This is a genomic window from Ectothiorhodospiraceae bacterium BW-2 (assembly GCA_008375315.1).
Classification (GTDB): domain Bacteria; phylum Pseudomonadota; class Gammaproteobacteria; order Thiohalomonadales; family Thiohalomonadaceae; genus BW-2.
Genome location: CP032507.1, coordinates 3457413 through 3475505 on the forward strand (window position 1 = coordinate 3457413; position 18093 = coordinate 3475505).

The window sequence follows — 18093 nt, forward strand, 5'->3', positions numbered from 1 at the left end:
TAGCCCGCCCCCCGGAGACCCCCTTATTATCGTAGGGGGGCGGGCTGTGGGTAACGCGGTGCAGGAGGGAGGTTCCTAGATTAGGGGTTGCAGTTCGCCTTGCAGCTCCCCCTTGCTGAAGGGCTTGGCTCTTGCGGCAAAGGGCCATGAGGGTCATGTTCGCTCCTTGTTGCGTCATGACTCAACATAGGCGAAATTTGCCGGTGAGGGCAGTGGCAATCACCGGCTAGATTTAGAGCTTTATTTTTTTAACAACTGGTCTCAAATTACTTGACAGCTTCCGCATCCATGAGCGGCATTTGGCAATCCATCAATACCCCATCAAAAGGCTCCCCTTGATTGAGCTGTGCAATCGCTTCAGCCCCGTTAGTCGCTATCGTTATCTCTGCGCCTAACTGTTGTAGCAAGGTGTGCGCGAGCTCTCTATTGGTGGCGTTATCCTCGACTAGTAGCAGATGGGCTCCGCCAAAAGTGGGTGCGACGGCCTGTGCCGATGCCAATTTAGGGTGCGGTTTGGTAGATCGTTGGGAGTGGAACAGCAGTTCGATCAGGGTGTCATAGAGCAGATTAGGGAGGACCGGTTTGGTGAGTACCGCCTGTAGTTCGAGATCGGCAGTCGCTTCGGTAAGCTCCGCCTCATTGTGGGCTGAGAGTAGAATCACCTGCGGCTGCTGACCCTCTCTTAACCGCTGCCGCATCAGGCGCACCGTCTCTAAGCCATCAATCGGCTCCATCCGCCAGTCGATAATCATCGCATCAAAGCGTCCCCCATCGGCTAGGTGGCGCAGCGCCTCTGTCCCTGAATCGACCGCTGTCACCTCACAGTCGTAGCTTTGTAGCAGGTTGAGTAAAATATTGCGCACGACAATGTTGTCATCGACAACCAGCAACCTCCGCCCCTGTAACCCCGGCGCGACAACCGAGCGCTTCTCTTCAACCATGCGCTCGGCACGAATGGTAAAGTAAAAGTTTGAACCCTCACCATAACGGCTGTTGACACCGATGGTGCCCCCCATCATCTCGCACAGCCGCTTACTAATGGTCAACCCTAGCCCCGTGCCGCCATAGTGGCGCGATACCGAGCTATCGCCTTGGGAGAAGGCCTGAAACAGATTGGCCAATCTGTGCTTCGGTCAGGCCGATACCGCTATCGATCACCTCAAACAGCAGTCCAATATCGCGCTCACTCTGCTCTAACCCGGGGTAGCGGCTAGTCTTTACCACCACACTCCCCTGCTCGGTAAATTTAATCGCATTACCGACTAGGTTGATCAATATCTGCCCTAAACGCATCGAGTCACCTAGCAGTCGCTGCGGCAGCTCTCGTTGGGTATCAAACAGTAGCTCTAGCTGCTTCTCCTGCGCCCGAATTCGGGTAATGGAGGCGAGACTATCGAGCAGCTCTTCGAGTGTAAAGGGCTGCGGATGGAGTTCTAGCTTGCCCGCTTCGATTTTAGAGAAGTCGAGAATATCGTTAATAATTCCCAGTAGCAGCTCTGCTGAGCTGTTGACCGTCTCGATATAGTGGCGCTGTCGGCTCGAAAGCTCCCCCTGTAGCGCCAGTCGGCTCATGCCTAAGATGGCATTCATGGGGGTACGGATCTCGTGGCTCATATTGGCCAAAAATTCGCTTTTAACTCGGGTAGCCTCCTCGGCTCGCTGCCGTAACTCCTTCTCCCGCAGCGCCATATCGCTTAACAGTTTGACTAGCTCGTCGGTTGAGTTATGAAAACTCTTCTCAATGCTCAGATCACGAACCACGGCGACACAGAGCTGCTCACCATGCAGTAGCATCGGCGAGAGGCGTAGCTCAACCGGAAAGGGCTCATCACGACCATACGCAACACCATTGGCACTTTTGAGCAGATAGTTCCCTTGGCTCAGAGAGGTGAGCTCTTGCCATAGCTGCGCAACATTCAGCTCGATACAGCTATCGATCTTTAGCGGCGCTGACCAACTCTGCTCTTCGGTAGCAAAGAGTCGCTGCGCTTCCTGATTACAGCTTAATAGCCGACCCTGCTGATCAAAGACCACAATCCCTTCTGGGCTGGAGTTTAATACCGCCTGATTAAAGTGGTACGCCTCACTTAGCTCTCTATCTTGCTGCTGTAGCACTTGGCGTAGATGCTTAAATCCGACCACGACTCGACCTAGGTGACCGATGGTGATACCGGGCAGTGGTGCATTGTAGTCGCCTAACTCTAACTTTTCGAACGCTTGGTAGAGCGCCATCAGTGGGTAAGTCACTAATTTGCGCAAAAAAAGCATCAGCACCAGCGAGACCAGAGCCATCATAAAGACTAACTGGAGCAGCCAGAACCATTTGCGCTGCGCTAGTACCTGCTCAAACTGCGTTTGAGAGAGCTGTTGAAAATCGTGCAGCAGCTCAAGATGGTTAAAGGGAAACCAGACCCACCAAAAAAAGAGCAAAATGGAGCTAGTAAGCGCGATTAGTGTTAGCAGCAGTCGCCCCCGCAAGGAGTTCAGCGGGCGTCGTAAAAACGGTTTTAACTCCTCTAAAGTTACCCGACGATGAGAGGGGGGCCGACTCTCACGGTAAAGCATGGTCGGTAGCGGTTAGTGGCGAGGCAGGGAGAGGGTAAAGGTTGTCGCGATCGCATCGCGAATCTCAAACTGTACCTCGCCTCTCAATAGGGTCGCAATCTGCCGAATCAGATAGCAGCCAAGCTTTGGGTGCGACTCAGTTCTCCCCCCCTGCGATCGCTCAAATAGCCGCTTATGCAGCGCTGCCGGAATCGCGCCTTGGTTGTCTATCTTAAGTTCTAGCTGCTGCTCTGTTCCTTGTAGCTGTAACGAGACTCGAGTTGAGTCTGGGGCGGCCTGAGCGGCATTGCGCAGGAGGTTCATTATCATGCCGTAGAGTAGCTGTCGATCACAGCTCATAGTGTAGTCGCTACCGTCGGCAACTTTAAACTCAAACCGCAACGCTTTGGACTCAAACTGCCGCTCTACAAAGCGCAGCGTATGCTGTACTACCCGTTTTAAGTCGATTCTCTCTCGCTGTAACGGAATTTTACCCTGTTCAAGTTTATAGAGATCTATCGTCCTTAGGGTCATATCAACCAGTTGAAAGATCGACTGCTCCACAATCCCTACCGCCGAGTCGGGGGTTAGGTCGATGAGCGCCCGCAGGGCATCTTTTAACAGCGGATTGGGGTTCGCCTCGGTCACATAGGCCATATCCCCCTTTAGGCGGGCGTTCTCTAACAGCATATCGAGCTGTTCGCGTCTATCTTCGTGGGCGCGACTAATACGCAGCTGGTTGCGCACCCGCGCTTTAAGCACCACCGGACTCACCGGTTTGGGAATATAGTCGGCAGCACCTATCTCTAGCCCTTGGGCTATGTCGGCGGAGGAGGTGCGGCTGGTAAGAAAGATTACCGGAATGGCGGCCCACTCCTCATTCGCCTTGAGCCGTTTGCAAAGTTCAAAACCGCTCATATTGGGCATCATGACATCAAGTAGAATGAGATCGGGAGTGGGTGGGGTGGCGACAACTCTTAGCACCTTACTCCCCTCATTCGTAGCACGAATATTAAACTCCTCTTTGAGGATATTGCCGATGAGCTTAATGTTGCTCGCAGCGTCATCGACTAGCAGAATCGTCGGCTTCTCACTCTTAGCGAGAGAGGGCGCTCTCTCCTCCGCCACGGCAGCAGCGGGTGCGAGTAGTTCCCCCTTAGTCAGCCCCTCCATTCGCACCACTTGCGCTATTTTTTGGGCAAACATTTTGGCGGTAAAAGGTTTGACCAAAAAGCCGTTCACGCCTAGTTTAACCATCTCGTTTAAGAGCTTACGACTCCCTTCTGAGGTCATAATCAGCACTTTCGCCTGCACCGACTCCGACTCCTCACGCAGGTAGCGCAGCAGCTCGATACCGGAGAGTTTTGGTAGGTAGAAGTCGATCACGACTAGATCGAACGGATGTTTGGCTAGTAGGTTCTTCGCCTCCTCGCCATCTGCCGCTAGCTGAGTCCCCTGTATCCCAAGACGGCTTAATGTCTGTTTTAGCAGACTTCGTAGCTGCTCATGCTCAGTAACCACTAGCATGTTCAAATTTTGTACCGACACTGTAATGCGACTATCCCTTAAGTTTTCATCGTGTTCATTATCGACCCAATGCCCCCTCCTGTCCAGAGAGGAGGTTACGAATATTTTGCCGGTGGCGCAGTAGTAGTAGTAGAGAGATCACGACAAAGAGCTGCCAGATGATGGCCGGCTGTTCGAACCACCAGCCGTAGAGGGGGGTTAGCAGGGCGGCAATGAGCGCCGCTAAAGAGGAGATACGAAACAGCTTCGCGACTACCAACCAAGTCAACAGCGCAGCGAGTGCCACCGGCCAGGCGAGCACTAGGATCACCCCAAACGCGGTTGCTACCCCTTTACCGCCCCGAAAACCGAAAAAGAGCGGCCACAGATGGCCGAGCAGGGCGGCTAGGCCGACGGCGGCGAGCTGGGGATCAGAGAGACCGAGCGCCAGCCCCACTCCGACCGGAATCACCCCTTTCACCATATCGCCTAATAGTGTCACCGCCGCCGCCTTTTTACCGCCAATGCGCAGCACATTGGTCGCCCCCGGATTGTGAGAGCCTTGGGTACGCGGATCGGGCAGACCCATGAGCCGACAGACGATAATCGCCGCCGATAGTGAGCCGATTAAATAGGCCGCTAGCGGCAGCAGCAGCACAATTGCTGAGAGTTCGACCACCCTTCCCTCCTAACGAGCTGGAGGATCATCGGGCAGAGTCACATTGACCTCCAGTACTTCATAGTTCTCTTTACGGCCCATATTAATCTGCACATCATTGTCGTTATCAAATTTGACATACTTTTTGATAACATCAATGATCTCTTGTTTAAGCTGCGGCATAAAGTCGAGATGTCGCGAGCTTCGCTCTACAGCAATCACCATCTGCAGCCGCTCTTTAGCGACTCTAGCGGTACTCGTCGGCGGCTGCTTGGAGCCAAATATAGCTTCAAATATTGGTAACGGCATCTATCGTCCCATCAGTTTTTGCAAAATGCTCTTCTTGGATGGAGTCAAAAAGCGCATTGGCCGATCTTCCCCCAAGTAGCGGGCGACAATATCGTGATAGGCCTGCCCCGCATCCGATTTGTCGTTTAAAATCACCGGTGTTCCAGAGTTGGAGGCGTTGAGTACCGCCTCCGACTCGGGAATAGCACCGAGCAGTGGAATACTTAAAATGTCGGTAATGTCGTCGGTGCTTAACATCTCCCCCTCTGCAACTCGGTCGGGGTTATAGCGAGTGACTAGCAGATGGGTCTTCACCCGCTCTCCCCGCTCGGCCTTGCGTGATTTGCTGTCAAGAATCCCCAAAATTCGATCTGAATCCCGCACTGAAGAGACCTCAGGGTTGGTCACGATGAGCGCCTCATCGGCAAAATAGAGCGCCATATAGGCCCCATGCTCAATCCCAGCCGGCGAGTCACAGACGATATAGTCAAACCCCTCATTTTCGAGATCGCGCATAGTTCTCTCGACCCCCTCCGGCTCAAGGGCCAGTTTATCCCGCGTCTGCGATGCCGGTAAGATGTAGAGATTCTCGACCCGTTTATCCTTAATCAGTGTCTGATGCAGATTGGCATCGCCTTGAATATAGTTAATAAAATCAAAGACAACTCGCCGTTCGCAGCCCATAATTAAGTCGAGGTTACGCAGGCCGACATCGAAATCGATAATGACCGTTTTATGCCCTTTCAGAGCCAGCCCAGTTCCAAAGGCGGCACTAGAGGTGGTTTTACCAACCCCCCCTTTACCGGAAGTCACCACTATTTTTTTGGCCAAACTAGATATCCTCCACTGTATAGACAGCACAAAATTGACACTGACGGGTTAACTGTCTCCAATTTTTGCCCGCTCTATCGATATAGTATATCAATTTGACGCCCGGGGTTAAAATGGCGAATGGAGAACCCAACCAAAATTGCTCCGCAGCCTTAGCTGTCGAGACTAAATCGATTTGACAATAATTCTATCATCTTCAAGAAAAACCTGAGTCGGTTCGGCCCGATGCTGGCTGTTATCTTCGAATAGCTGGTAACTTCCGGCAATGGAGACTAGTTCAGCCGCCATATTGTGGCAAAAGATACGCGCTAAGCTATCCCCCTTCACCCCAGCTAGCGCCCGTCCGCGCAACGCCCCATAGATGTGGATACAGCCATCGGCGAGCACTTCGGCACCCGCGCTGACCGAACCGACGATAATCAGATCCCGCCCCTGATCGGCGTAAACCTGCCGTCCAGAGTGAACCTGCTGCTCCACAATTTTGGCCGCATACTTAACCAGTGGCTCCTGAGCGGGTGGGGGGGCAATCGTCGCCTCTGTCTGCCCCTCGTTGCGTCCGATGCGCCCCTCTAGGACTCCTATACCGGCCGCAATTGCGCATCGGAGCTGATGCGGATTGCCATTACGCACCGCAATCGGGATCAATCCTTTCAGTTTTAACAGCGAAAAGAGCGCTGAGGCGTCAAAACTGGTCGCATCCTCCTCCTCGCTCACCGGCTGTAGATCGACGATCACTGGGGTGTTATTAAACATCTCCGGTGCCCTAGTTACCTTCTCTTCTAGGTGCGCCTCAATCGAACCGATATCGAGTCGATTGATTCGCAAAATAGTCATCGGTTCCAGCCCCCCCTTCAGGATAAACGGAACCTCGCTCTTCTCTGACATCATGACTCTAACTCTTCCAGTAGTTAAACGACAGGTTGGAGACTCGCTCCAGCCCATGACGGTGGCGCCGACTCACCTTTAGCGCACCGAAGCGCTGTTCATAGAGCAGCAGCTTTGTTATTCTTGCCGCCAGATTATAGCAACCCTCACCGACAGATAGTACCAATGATCACATTTCAGTTGAACGGACAACCCCATCAGTGTGAGGCAGAGACTAGCCTTGCGGCCCTACTGCAGCAGCTAGGCCTAGCCGAAAAACGGCTTGCAGTGGAGCTTAATGGCGATGTCGTGCCTCGCTCCCGCTTTGAGCAGACCCTACTTAAGGCCGATGCGGTGGTCGAAATTATTCATGCCATAGGCGGCGGTTAAACCTAAAGGAGTTCCCCATGCCATCTGATACGCTAACCATAGGCCAACGCCAATTTAGTTCACGGTTAATGACCGGTAGCGGCAAATATCGCGATCTCGAACAGACGCGAGAGGCGACCGAGGCGGCTGGTGCCGACATTGTCACCGTAGCGATTCGCCGTACCAATATCGGCCAAAACCCCGACGAGCCGAATCTACTCGATATCCTCCCCCCCGAACGCTATACCCTGCTCCCCAATACCGCCGGCTGTTTTAGTGTCGAAGAGGTGCTGCGCACCTGCCGTCTAGCACGAGAGCTACTCGATGGCCACACGCTAGTTAAGCTAGAGGTGCTCTCCGATCCCAAGACTCTCTATCCCGATATGTCGGCAACGCTAGTGGCCGCCGAGCAGCTAGTGGGCGAAGGCTTTGAGGTGATGGTCTATTGTACTGACGATCCGATTATGGCCAAACGGCTCGAACAGCTCGGCTGTGTCGCGGTGATGCCGCTCGCCGCCCCTATCGGCTCGGGTCTTGGTATTATTAACCCTTTTAATATTCGTACTATTGTCGAAAACGCCTCGGTGCCGATTATTATTGATGCAGGTTTAGGCACCGCCTCTGATGCGGCCCGAGCGATGGAGCTAGGGTGTGATGGGGTATTAATGAACAGCGCCATCGCCACCGCCGACAATCCGGTATTGATGGCCTCGGCGATGAGAAAGGCGGTAGAGGCGGGACGGGAGGCATTTCTCGCCGGCCGTATGGCCAAACGACGCTTCGCCTCCGCCTCCTCGCCGTTAACCGATCTCTTCTTTTGAGCTGTTTTGACGGTGCTGCGCCCCATTCGTTCGTTTGTGCGCCGTGAGGGGCGTTTTACTCCGGCGCAACAACGCGCCTTTCGCGACCACTGGGGGCAGTATGGGATCGATCCTACCGCCTCCCCCTTCGAACCGACACACTGGTTCGCTACCGAGCAGCCGCTAACGCTGGAGATCGGCTTCGGTCGGGGCGAGTCGCTGCTAGCGCAAGCCTTGGCAGAGCCTAAGGTCAACTTTATCGGTGTTGAGGTCTATCGCCCTGGAATGGGCAGACTACTCGCGCAGTTAGCCCAAGAAGAGGTTGAGAATGTGCGGCTCATTCATGCCGACGCGGCCGAACTACTAGCGCACTATTTTTTAGCGGGGTCGCTTCAGCGCTTGCAGCTCTTCTTTCCCGATCCTTGGCCTAAAAAACGCCACCATAAACGGCGCTTGGTGCAGCAGCCGTGGCTCTCGCTAGTACACCGAGTACTGGTCTCTGGCGGACTACTCCATCTAGCAACCGACTGGGAAGAGTATGCCCTGCAGATGCAGGCTGAAATAGCACGCCATGACGGATTTGAGAACAGCTACCCTGAGAGCGGCTTTGCCCCCCGTCCGCCATGGCGTCCTGTGACCAAATTTGAGCAGCGAGGTCTCAAACTTGGCCACCAGATCTACGATCTACTCGCTACAACACGAGACTAGGCAGCGATTGCTCTCTCGGCTATTGGAAAAAAGTCGTTCGATTCAGCCTCAATCCTTTTCAAGATGACGCTAAACATATCGGTGGTCTCCTGAATAAACTCCTCTCGGTTTTTATCCTTTACCTTAGAGATGCCGTTTTTACACCAGCGCTTCTCATACTGCATAAACAGCTTTTTAATTTCGCGCGAATTCTCCTTAAAGCGACCGGCGAGCTGCTGAATATCGTGATCAGAGTGAGCTAACATCTGCGCATAAAGAGAGCTCTCCTCTAAAGTCAGGTGGTTTTTAATGTTGTCACGAAAGCTATCAAACATCTCATGGCAGAGCGTAGTCTGACAGACACTCGGCTCCTTAATTAAGACATTTAATACTCGACACAACTCATCGATATGCTGACTCTGTTGTTGTAACTGCTGTAGTGTACCCATAGGATTGTTCCTCTACTGATTGTATAAAATTTAGAATATGTTCAAGTATTAACCGGCAACTATCAGTTGCAAAGTGATATTGGCCACTAAGACTATCCACTCTATGTGGCACTGTTATTTCAAACAGATGACGATTGCTGTCATCTTTGCGCTTGGTAAGCGACATCAGTTATAACGGGTATTTCCGTTAAATACAAGGAGTTTTTGGAAAGAGCTAGGGGAAATCGCACCAACGCTAGTTGAGCCTAATTCGTGGACTAAACAGCTTAAAAATAACAGACTAGCGGCTATGTGTTATTGGCACAGTAGGCCGCTCAATTATCGGCAGCCCCCTGGTTAATCCACTCTTTTAACAGGGCAATCTTACCGCTATCGTACAGAGCGTAGCGGTTAATATCGTGCAGATTGTAGCTCACCTCGCACCCTAGCTCACTGGCGATAGCATCAGCGACTTCGGCGACCATAACAGCGACGACTAAAGATCGATCGGCTCTGCCTGGGTGAATCAGCGCTAGCTGATGACAGTCGCCACTACGCACCGCTTGCCACGCCGGATAGTCCGCTGCCACGGTTTTAGCGACCGTTGCTGCATAGAAGCGCTCTTTGGTCTGCATATCTGGCCCTAATTCGCTAAAATCGCCCGCCATCGGGTTATGGCAACTAAAGCCACAGCCAGAGAAGAGCACCTGCCACATCTGTTCATAGCGCGGTTCGGTTAACTCCCTCTGACCAAACTCAACCTTAGCTGGCCGCTCAATTTTCGCCTCTGGGGCGAGCCACTCCTCATCACTCTCGGGCGGGGAGTCGCGCAATGTTTGGGTCACCACTATCGCCACGACCCCCACAGCAATCGCTACCCCTGCCCAAAGTGGAGCTAACCGACTCATGCAGATCTCCTCACCCCGAACCAAGTACCGCTTCGACTCTGCCGCGATAGTTAGGCATCGACTCCCCTACGCGGGCGTTAATATAGGTCGGATCACAGATCACAAACCGCTTGCCTTGGTGTTGCAGGCTATCTCCTGCCACCGAAGTGGTAAAGTGGACGGCCGTCGCCATGTGGCCGGGGTATTGAATCCCGACCACCTCAAGCCCTAATAGCCGAGTCACTAGATGGCGAAAGAGTACCGCTCGATCTTCGCAATCGGAGGCGGGGTAGCTGAGTGTCTGCTGCGCAAAGAGATAGCGCTCGCCACCAAACTGATCCTCATCGCGCATATAACGAAAGGCAGTTTGAACAAAGCGCAACAAAATATTAACCGCCTCGACTTCACTCTGGCCGGCGATAATCTCCTGTAGCCGAGTTAGCATCGACTGCTCCGCCTCCTGATCCACCGGTGCCTGAAATAGCACCGATAGCCCTACCTGCGGATAGGTATCGTAGTACTGCACTAGGCTAGCATTAAAGGCGACCGGAACCTCGTAACTGCGCTCCCCATAGCGAAAACTGAGCAGTCGAGCCATGGGCGTCTCTCCTAGCTGTGGTGGTTGGATGGTGGCAATGGTCATCTTTCGCTCTGCCTGACTAAAATGACCCTTGTAGATTCGCAACGACCCCGGCTCATCGAACACATCGAGCGTGGTTAGATTGTAGTAGCGCTCCCCCTCCAGCTTAAAGTAGGGGATGCCGTACACCTCATCGGTGACAACCGCTAGTAGATAGACAGTGTCACGGTTATAGCCAATTTTGACCTGATAACCGCTCTGATTTAGCAAAAACCAGCTCAACAGGCGCTGCTGTAGCGCGGCATCCTGTAGGGTTAGCGTGTACTGCTGTACCAGTAGATAGTAGCCCCAATCGTTCAAATCTAGCGCCTCAGCCTGCCGTTTCAGGCTAGCCACGATGGGAAGATAGTCGCTTCCCGATAGCTGTTGCCAGTAGCCTCCTAGGGTGCGATTATCGATCTCCCCGGTTAGCTGATAGCGATCTAGGCCGCGTTTTGGTAGTACCATCTCGGTACCGAAAAAGCGCACTCGCATCTCATCGGCGGTGACCGCCGTAGCGCTCTCTACCTTCCGCTGCGACTCAAGGGGCTCCGCCTCGGCCGACTCAAAGGCGCTAAAGTAGTCCCCTAACAGCCGCCGAAGGTCGATATCGTGCAGCTCCGTCGGTGCCTCTATCGCCGCCGCCACCTCACGCTCACGAGGTTCGGGTTCGGCGATCGGTGCCTCGGTCAATTTTGGTACAGTGTAGAGCTGCTCTGCCTTAAAGGCCTCAAACTGCCGCCACTCTTGCTGTAGTTGGTCGGCAAACTGCTGATTCACCGCAGCCAGATAGCTCTGAAACGCCCCCACCTGCCCCTGAAGGTAGCGCTCATAGTCGCTCTCCCCTCTTCCCACCATCGGCCATAAGGTGGCGACCATAGCGGCTACTGTCAACAAACGCAGCATGAACTACTCCTTAAGGATAAGAAAGTCTGTGATGAGAACGACTACCTTAGCAGTGATAGGGCGCTCTCCCGCGCCACATTGCCCTGCACTAGCATCGCGGTAGCGCTATCTTGCAAAATACCCGCCCGCACTAGCGCGGCGGTCTCGCTGCCATAGTCGGCATCGGCTAGCCGTCCACTCGCCGCTGCGTTAACCTCATTGGCGCTCACCCGCTGTTGGTAGGCCGAAGCGAGACGACTCTGATCGGCTCCGAACTGCGCCTGAAACGAGGAGATTAAATCGGTCGCCCCGTCACGACTCTCCATCGCCGTTGAGGCTCCGGTTAAGGTGCTGATATCGGCTGTCATTAACGCCACCATCTCCGCCCGAGCGGCAACATCAATGGTATTAACTCCTAGAGATTCGCCCCTATCGGCACCGGCCTGCACATCGACCGTCCCCTCATTCGCAAGGAGTGAGATGCCGTTAAATTCGGTACGACCGAAGATATCGCCGATATTTTGCTGCAACTGCTGAAACTCCGCCTGTAGATTGGCTCGATCGCTATCGTTCAGGCTCCCATTCGCCGCCTGCACCGCAAGCTCGCCCATCCGGCTAACCGACGCATTGACCTGCGCTAGGCTATTTTCCGCCACCTGAGTCAGCGAAATCGCATCATTAATGTTGCGCGTTGCCTGCGTATCACCGCCGAATTGAGCCGCCATACGGGCAACAATGGCGAGCGCCGCCGGATCATCGGCAGCTTGGTTAATACGGCGCCCTGAACCGATGCGCTCCATGGCGCTCCCCTGCTCTCTTTCGGCACGATAGAGCGGTGCAGTGGATGAGAGTGGGCTGTTTGGATTAATCATAGCGATAACTCCTCGCAATTGGTAATGACAAGATTGCATCAACGATCTCTACCGCTCATTATAGACCCTATTGCGCCAAAAAGTGCTAGAGAGTGACTACTCTTTGTCGATAGTGGCTAACTCGGCAATAAATGGATTGAGAAAAACGGGCACTGGCGGTAAACTTCCGCCTCGCTCCATAGAGCAATTAACAGACTATCACCGTTGCACTACTGACATTTAGGAACTACGATTTGCCAACCATTGCGATCACTGCTATTGCCGTGCTGGCCTATCTACTGGCCACTTTATCGCTCTACCTGCGTCTAGTGAACTCATCGACCGCTAGCGCTATCGCCCAGAGCCGCTATCGCGGACTACTCTCGCACCGCTTTGCGCTAACGACACTCCTCTTAGCGCTGCTGCTGCACGCCACCGCTCTTTGGCAGCAGATAGAGCCCTTAACCACGCTCAATTTAACCCTCTTCTACGCCCTCTCGCTCGCCGCTTGGTCGATTAACCTTTTAGCGCTCATCCCCCCCGTCTGTAGCCGTACCGATACCCCCGGGCTCATTACCTACCCCATCGCGATGCTCTCGCTACTGTTAGCCGCTACTTTGTCGGTTGAGGAGAGTCACCTAGCGTCGCTAGCGGCCGGCGTTAAACTGCATATCTTTCTCTCTATTTTGAGCTATAGTCTGCTTAGTCTGGCGGCACTACAGGCACTACTGCTCGCCTTTCAGGACTCGTTGCTGCGCCGTCGCCGCTTTTTACGCGCTATCTCCCTCTTCCCCCCCCTTGAACGGATGGAGTCGAGCCTATTTCGCACGATTGGACTAGGGTATATTCTGCTAACCGCCTCGCTCTTAAGTGGTGCTACCTATCTTGAAGATATGGTGCAGCAGCATCTGATCCATAAAACAGTGCTCTCAATCGTCGCTTGGCTCATTTTTGCCACCCTACTCTGGGGGCGGCTCAGTCGTGGCTGGCGTGGTGCTACGGCCATTCGTTGGACTCTGGCAGGCTTTATCGCTCTACTACTCGCCTATTTTGGCAGCAAATTTGTGCTAGAGTTACTGCTTAACCGCCCCTGAATAAAGGATCCCCAACTCTTGTTAAATGAAGTCTCCATCAGTACCCTACTCTCGGTTCTGGTCGTGCTAATTATGGTCTCAGCCTTCTTCTCCGGCTCCGAAACTAGCATCTTCAGTCTCAACCGTTATCGACTTAAACATCTGCGCAATAAAAATCACCCCGGTGCCACCCGCGCCTACGATCTATTGCAGCGCCCCGACCGCCTTATCGGTATTATTCTGCTCGGCAATAACTTTGTGAATATCCTCGCCTCCGCTATCGCTACCATTGTCGCTATACGGCTATTAGGTGAGAGCGGTGTCGCCGTCGCGACTCTGGTACTGACGGTGGTTATTCTACTCTTTGCTGAGGTCGCCCCCAAGACAGTCGCTGCGCTCTATCCAGAGCGATTTGCCTTTCCGGCCAGCTTTTTACTCAAACCGCTCCTTAAAATCTTCTATCCGTTAGTCTATGTCATTAATGCCATCGCCAATACCATGCTCAAGCTAGCTGGCCTAAGTGTGGAGCATGGCCAAAACCAGAGTCTAAATACCGAAGAGCTGCGCACAGTGGTGCATGAGGCGGGCAGCTCTATCTCCGGCAACCATCGCCGTATGCTACTCAATATCTTCGATCTGGAGAATGTCACTGTCGAAGATATTATGGTGCCCCGCAACGAGATTGTCGGTATCGATCTGGAGAGTTCGCTCGAAGAGATCCACCACCTGCTAATTAACTCACAACACACTCGCCTGCCGGTCTATCGCGGTGATATCGATAATATGGTCGGCTTTATCCACCTGCGTAAGGTGCTCTCACTGAGTAAACGCCAAGAGATTAGCAAAGAGGCAGTGGAGCAGATCGTCAGACCCACCTACTATATTCCCGAATCGACCCCGCTAAGCCGCCAGCTCCTCAATTTTCAGCGTGAGCACCACCGTATCGGGCTAGTGGTCGATGAGTTTGGCGATATTCAGGGATTGGCCACGCTAGATGATATTTTAGAGGAGATTGTCGGCGAATTTACCACCGATCCCTCCAGTAATATTCGTGAAGTGCATCAGCAGAGTGACGGCACGCTACTGATTGATGGTACAATTTCGATTCGGGAGCTCAACCGTCTGCTCCACTGGGAGCTCAATACCAGCGGCCCGAAAACCCTAAATGGCAAGATATTGGAGTATATGGAGACGATCCCTGAACCGGGCACTAGCCTGTTACTCGATGGCTACCCGATAGAGATCATTCAAACCAGTCACAATATTGTCAAGACTGTTCGTATCGATCCGGGGCTAGCTCGGGTTGTCTCGCCTGTGACCCTAGGTCACTAACCTGTCTGGAGAGTCCTCTTGAGAAAGTTAACCCTCTATTTTAAAGATAAGAAGCTGGAATCCCATCCAGTTCATGATGGTACTCTGATAGGACGAGACAGTCGCTGCGATATTGTTATCGACAGTCTCGCTATCAATAAGCAGCACGCGCGGCTCGATTTTATCGGCAAAACCGTCTCGATCGTCAATCTCGGTAGCGGCTTTCAGATCAACGGTACGCAGCAGCAGACTAGCGCTCTGCTACAGCCGGGGGATGAGATCGGTATCGGCAAGCATACCCTCCTCTATCAGGAGGAGGAGTCGTTCAACGACGAGCTATCCGAGCCACAGCACGATCCGACGGCTAACAGCGATGATAATGAGAGTGGCGTGCTACATCGCACAAAGCCGCAGGAGGCCTTTTTACAAATTATGAATGGTGCTAATGTAGGCAAGACCATTACCCTCAATCGCAATATGACCAATATCGGTAAGGCCGGAGTCCAGGCGGCGGTGATTATTCGTCGCGATTCGGGCTTCTATCTCTCCCACCTCGAAGGGAAGAGTTCGCCGCAGGTCAATGGGAGGGCGATTGGCGACAACAGCCATCAGCTCGAAAATGGCGATCAACTACAGCTTGGCAACATTAAACTGCTCTTTACTCTAGGAAGTTAATGATCGAAAAACGCAATTTTAGCCGCATTAAGGTCGATGCCGACGCCGTGCTGAGCGTTGCCACCCACCACTACCGCTGCCACATTATCGATATTTCGTTAAAAGGGGCGCTGCTAGAGCTAACCGATGAGGCTGCCGCTCTTAAGCCACAGATGGGCTGCACCCTACAGCTACAGCTCGCCGATAGCGATATTGTGATCGAGATGGCAGGCCACCTCGCCCACATTCATGCCCCCACCGTGGGTATCTGCTGCGAGAATATCGATCTCGACAGCATTACCCACCTAAAACGGATCGTTGAGCTCAATTTAGGTAGCACCGAGCTACTAGAGCGGGAGTTAAAAGAGCTGATTGCCTAGTCAGCCAGCTACTTCAAAAAATAGGTCTCGCTAATGGCCTGATTGATCTTAATTAGCGCCAGCTCTAACTCATCAATAAACTGGTGTAGCTGCGCCTGATCCATCAGATCGGGGTGGGAGATCTGAATCATCTCCAGCATCTGTGCCACTCGTAACAGTGGCCTATCCCGCTTCGGCAGCCGCTGCAGACAGCCGTTGACCTCAGAGACGGTATGGTAGAGCGCTCGCGGAAAGAGCCGCTCTTTAAACAGAAACTTTAGCACATCAAAGCGCCGCACCCGTGACTGCATCGCCCGCCGATAGGCCTGATAGGCAGAGAGCGACTTTAACAGCGTCATCCACTGAATATTCTCAAAAGTCGCTAGCTCCTCCTGCCCGGTCTCAGGGAGTGTCGTTACCGAGCGAACATCGATAATTCGTAGTGTCATATCGGTGCGCTCTAAATTGCGCCCCATCTTTAAAAACTCATACCCCTCATCGTGAATCATCGTACCGGCTAGCAGTCCGGTAATCTGCTGCACCCGACTGATAATCTGATTTAAGTAGTCGTGACGATAGCGACGCTCAATACCGCGATAGGCGCTATCGCGAGCATAGATCCGTAGTTCGTTAATCTGCTCCCACGCCTCCTTAGGCAGATAGTCGCGCACGGTACGAATATCCTCTCGCGCCGCCTCTAGTGACGATAGCATGGAGCCGGGATTCTCGGGATCGTTAAGTAAGAAGGTGATCACCGAACGCTCATCGTACTGCTCATAGCGCTGGCAGTAGAGCTCATCTGCACTGCCGATGGTGATCATCGGCTTCCACCCCGGGCGCAGCTTCAGTGGCAGATCCATGAGTAGATTGCTATTGACCAAGATCAGTCTAGCCCCATTTTCGACCCGCTCCAGATAACGCGCCATCCAGTAGAGGTTCTCTGCAACACGAGACAGCATCATCACTCACTCTCCTCCACAATCCAAGTATCCTTGCTTCCCCCCCCCTGCGAGGAGTTCACTACCGTTGAGCCGCGACGCATCGCTACTCGGGTTAAGCCCCCGGTGGTAATGGCCACACTCCCCTCCATACCGCTCAAAATAAAGGGGCGCAGATCGATGTGTCGCGCCTCAAAACGGTTCTCAATCACCGTCGGGGTGGTCGAGAGACAGAGCATCGGTTGGGCGATATAGTTGCGCGGGTTTTTATTGATTAGCTGCCGAAACTGCTCTCTCTCCGCCTGCTCGGCATGGGGTCCGATGAGCATGCCATAGCCACCCGACTCGTTAGCCGGTTTTACCACTAACTGCTCTAAGTGGTGCAGCACATAGTCGCGCTGTTCAACATCGTCACAGAGGTAGGTCGGTACATTATCGATTAGCGGCTCTTCGTTCAGATAGTAGCGCACCATGTCGGGAACATAGGCATAGACGACCTTATCATCGGCCACTCCCGCCCCAGGGGCGTTCACTAGCGTCACCCGACCCGCCTTCCAAGCCCGCATCAGCCCCGGCACCCCGAGCACCGAGTCGGGGTGAAACAGCTCCGGGTCGAGAAAGAGATCATCGATGCGGCGATAGATCACATCGACCCGCGCATGGCCGCTAATGGTGCGCATATAGACGCAGTCATCGTCACCGACCACTAAATCGCGCCCCTCTACTAGCTCTGTCCCCATCTGTTGGGCCAAATAGGCGTGTTCGAAATAGGCCGAGTTGTAGATGCCGGGGGTGAGCACCACAATTTCGGGTCTCTCCTGCCCCTCCGGTGCCATCGAACAGAGCATATCATAGAGCTGTGAGGGGTAGTCATCGACTGGCAAAATGGTATGCTGCTCAAACAGCTCTGGGAAGGTGCGCTTCATAAGGTGGCGATTTTCGAGCATATAGGAGACGCCGGAGGGGACACGCAGATTATCCTCCAGCACATAGACCTTGCCCTGATCGTCTCGTACCAGATCGCTGCCACAGATATGGGCCCAAATATGGCCCGGGGGGGAGACGCCGACACACTCAGGGCGAAAGTTACTAGAGCTATCGAGAATATGGCGCGGGACAATTCCCTCATTCACAATCTGCTGCTGGTGGTAGAGATCGTCGATAAAGTGGTTCAGCGCCCTAACCCGCTGCCGCAATCCCGCCTCAATCTGACGCCACTCAGAGGCGGCAATAATGCGTGGAATGACATCGAACGGCCAGGCACGGTCAATACTGCGCCCCTCATCTTCTGAGTAGAGGGTAAAGGAGATCCCCATCACCTGAATCGCTAAGTTAGCGGCATTAATTCGCTCACTCAGCTCGATATCGGTCAGACGGTTAAAGTACTCTCCTACCTGCCTAGCCGCAGAACGAAACCGCCCCTGAGTATCAATTAACTCATCAAAACAGCCGTTACTACGGTAGTGGTGCCATCGCTCGTTCATGGGGGTAAAACTCCTTTAACCGCTCTTAAACGGCTGCCAATATCAAACATGTCGTGG

General features: G+C 53.4%; 20 protein-coding genes. 7 read left to right on the forward strand and 13 right to left on the reverse strand.

Annotated elements, in window-relative coordinates; all coding sequences use genetic code 11:
* Positions 1–266: 266 nt before the first annotated feature.
* The 7 genes from D5085_16250 to minC all read right to left on the reverse strand — a co-directional run bounded on the left by D5085_16250 (position 267) and on the right by minC (position 6769).
* Positions 267–1121 (reverse strand): response regulator, encoded by an 855-nt coding sequence (locus D5085_16250; protein ID QEP44548.1) that lies wholly within the window; start codon positions 1119–1121, stop codon positions 267–269.
* Positions 1084–2565 (reverse strand): PAS domain-containing protein, encoded by a 1482-nt coding sequence (locus D5085_16255; GenBank protein ID QEP44549.1) that lies wholly within the window; start codon positions 2563–2565, stop codon positions 1084–1086. The genes D5085_16250 and D5085_16255 overlap by 38 nt, the downstream gene beginning before the upstream one ends.
* A gap of 12 nt (positions 2566–2577) precedes the next feature.
* The gene (locus D5085_16260) at positions 2578–4071 is read right to left on the reverse strand and encodes a response regulator (GenBank protein QEP44550.1); all 1494 of its coding nucleotides are present in this window, start codon (positions 4069–4071) and stop codon (positions 2578–2580) included.
* Positions 4072–4129: 58 nt separating this feature from the next.
* The gene (gene plsY, locus D5085_16265; protein QEP44551.1) at positions 4130–4729 is read right to left on the reverse strand and encodes a glycerol-3-phosphate 1-O-acyltransferase; all 600 of its coding nucleotides are present in this window, start codon (positions 4727–4729) and stop codon (positions 4130–4132) included.
* A gap of 9 nt (positions 4730–4738) precedes the next feature.
* On the reverse strand, positions 4739–5017 hold the full coding sequence (minE, locus tag D5085_16270; GenBank protein ID QEP44552.1) for a cell division topological specificity factor MinE: 279 nt from the start codon (positions 5015–5017) through the stop codon (positions 4739–4741).
* Entirely contained in the window at positions 5018–5827 is an 810-nt protein-coding gene (gene minD / locus D5085_16275) for a septum site-determining protein MinD (protein QEP44553.1), read from the reverse strand.
* 165 nt (positions 5828–5992) lie between these two features.
* Entirely contained in the window at positions 5993–6769 is a 777-nt protein-coding gene (gene minC, locus D5085_16280) for a septum site-determining protein MinC (protein ID QEP44554.1), read from the reverse strand.
* A 111-nt stretch (positions 6770–6880) separates the two neighbouring features.
* On the opposite strand from minC, the gene thiS reads away from it, so the two are divergent.
* The 3 genes from thiS to trmB are packed head-to-tail and all read left to right on the forward strand — an operon-like array spanning position 6881 to position 8568.
* Positions 6881–7081, forward strand: a complete 201-nt coding sequence (gene thiS / locus D5085_16285; protein QEP45197.1) for a sulfur carrier protein ThiS — start codon at positions 6881–6883, stop codon at positions 7079–7081.
* Positions 7082–7098: 17 nt separating this feature from the next.
* Complete coding sequence (locus tag D5085_16290) at positions 7099–7881, forward strand: thiazole synthase (protein ID QEP44555.1); 783 nt, start codon at positions 7099–7101, stop codon at positions 7879–7881.
* A 6-nt stretch (positions 7882–7887) separates the two neighbouring features.
* Positions 7888–8568: a tRNA (guanosine(46)-N7)-methyltransferase TrmB gene (trmB, locus tag D5085_16295; GenBank protein ID QEP44556.1), complete on the forward strand. Its 681-nt coding sequence runs from the start codon at positions 7888–7890 to the stop codon at positions 8566–8568.
* Here trmB and D5085_16300 read toward each other — a convergent pair.
* The 4 genes from D5085_16300 to D5085_16315 all read right to left on the reverse strand — a co-directional run bounded on the left by D5085_16300 (position 8565) and on the right by D5085_16315 (position 12277).
* On the reverse strand, positions 8565–8996 hold the full coding sequence (locus D5085_16300; protein ID QEP44557.1) for a hypothetical protein: 432 nt from the start codon (positions 8994–8996) through the stop codon (positions 8565–8567). The genes trmB and D5085_16300 overlap by 4 nt on opposite strands.
* 314 nt (positions 8997–9310) lie before the next feature.
* A complete protein-coding gene (locus D5085_16305; GenBank protein QEP44558.1) occupies positions 9311–9883 on the reverse strand; it encodes a hypothetical protein in 573 nt (190 codons plus the stop codon).
* 10 nt (positions 9884–9893) lie between these two features.
* The gene (locus tag D5085_16310) at positions 9894–11387 is read right to left on the reverse strand and encodes a hypothetical protein (GenBank protein QEP44559.1); all 1494 of its coding nucleotides are present in this window, start codon (positions 11385–11387) and stop codon (positions 9894–9896) included.
* Positions 11388–11428: 41 nt separating this feature from the next.
* Complete coding sequence (locus tag D5085_16315) at positions 11429–12277, reverse strand: flagellin (GenBank protein ID QEP44560.1); 849 nt, start codon at positions 12275–12277, stop codon at positions 11429–11431.
* Positions 12278–12471: 194 nt separating this feature from the next.
* Between D5085_16315 and D5085_16320 the strand changes: the two genes are divergently transcribed.
* From D5085_16320 to D5085_16335, 4 genes are all read left to right on the forward strand, one after another.
* Positions 12472–13311, forward strand: a complete 840-nt coding sequence (locus tag D5085_16320) for a cytochrome C biogenesis protein (protein ID QEP44561.1) — start codon at positions 12472–12474, stop codon at positions 13309–13311.
* Positions 13312–13383: 72 nt separating this feature from the next.
* Positions 13384–14622 carry an HlyC/CorC family transporter gene (locus tag D5085_16325; protein QEP45198.1) on the forward strand — a complete coding sequence of 413 codons (1239 nt, stop codon included), beginning with the start codon at positions 13384–13386 and terminating at the stop codon, positions 14620–14622.
* Between the two features lie 18 nt (positions 14623–14640).
* Positions 14641–15276, forward strand: a complete 636-nt coding sequence (locus D5085_16330; GenBank protein QEP44562.1) for an FHA domain-containing protein — start codon at positions 14641–14643, stop codon at positions 15274–15276.
* Positions 15276–15635 carry a PilZ domain-containing protein gene (locus tag D5085_16335; protein ID QEP44563.1) on the forward strand — a complete coding sequence of 120 codons (360 nt, stop codon included), beginning with the start codon at positions 15276–15278 and terminating at the stop codon, positions 15633–15635. Before D5085_16330 ends, D5085_16335 begins: the two co-directional genes overlap by 1 nt.
* Positions 15636–15643: 8 nt before the next feature.
* On the opposite strand, the gene D5085_16340 is transcribed toward D5085_16335, so the two are convergent.
* Positions 15644–16573 carry an alpha-E domain-containing protein gene (locus D5085_16340; protein QEP45199.1) on the reverse strand — a complete coding sequence of 310 codons (930 nt, stop codon included), beginning with the start codon at positions 16571–16573 and terminating at the stop codon, positions 15644–15646.
* A gap of 2 nt (positions 16574–16575) precedes the next feature.
* Positions 16576–18036 (reverse strand): circularly permuted type 2 ATP-grasp protein, encoded by a 1461-nt coding sequence (locus D5085_16345; protein ID QEP44564.1) that lies wholly within the window; start codon positions 18034–18036, stop codon positions 16576–16578.
* Between the last annotated feature and the right edge of the window lie 57 nt (positions 18037–18093).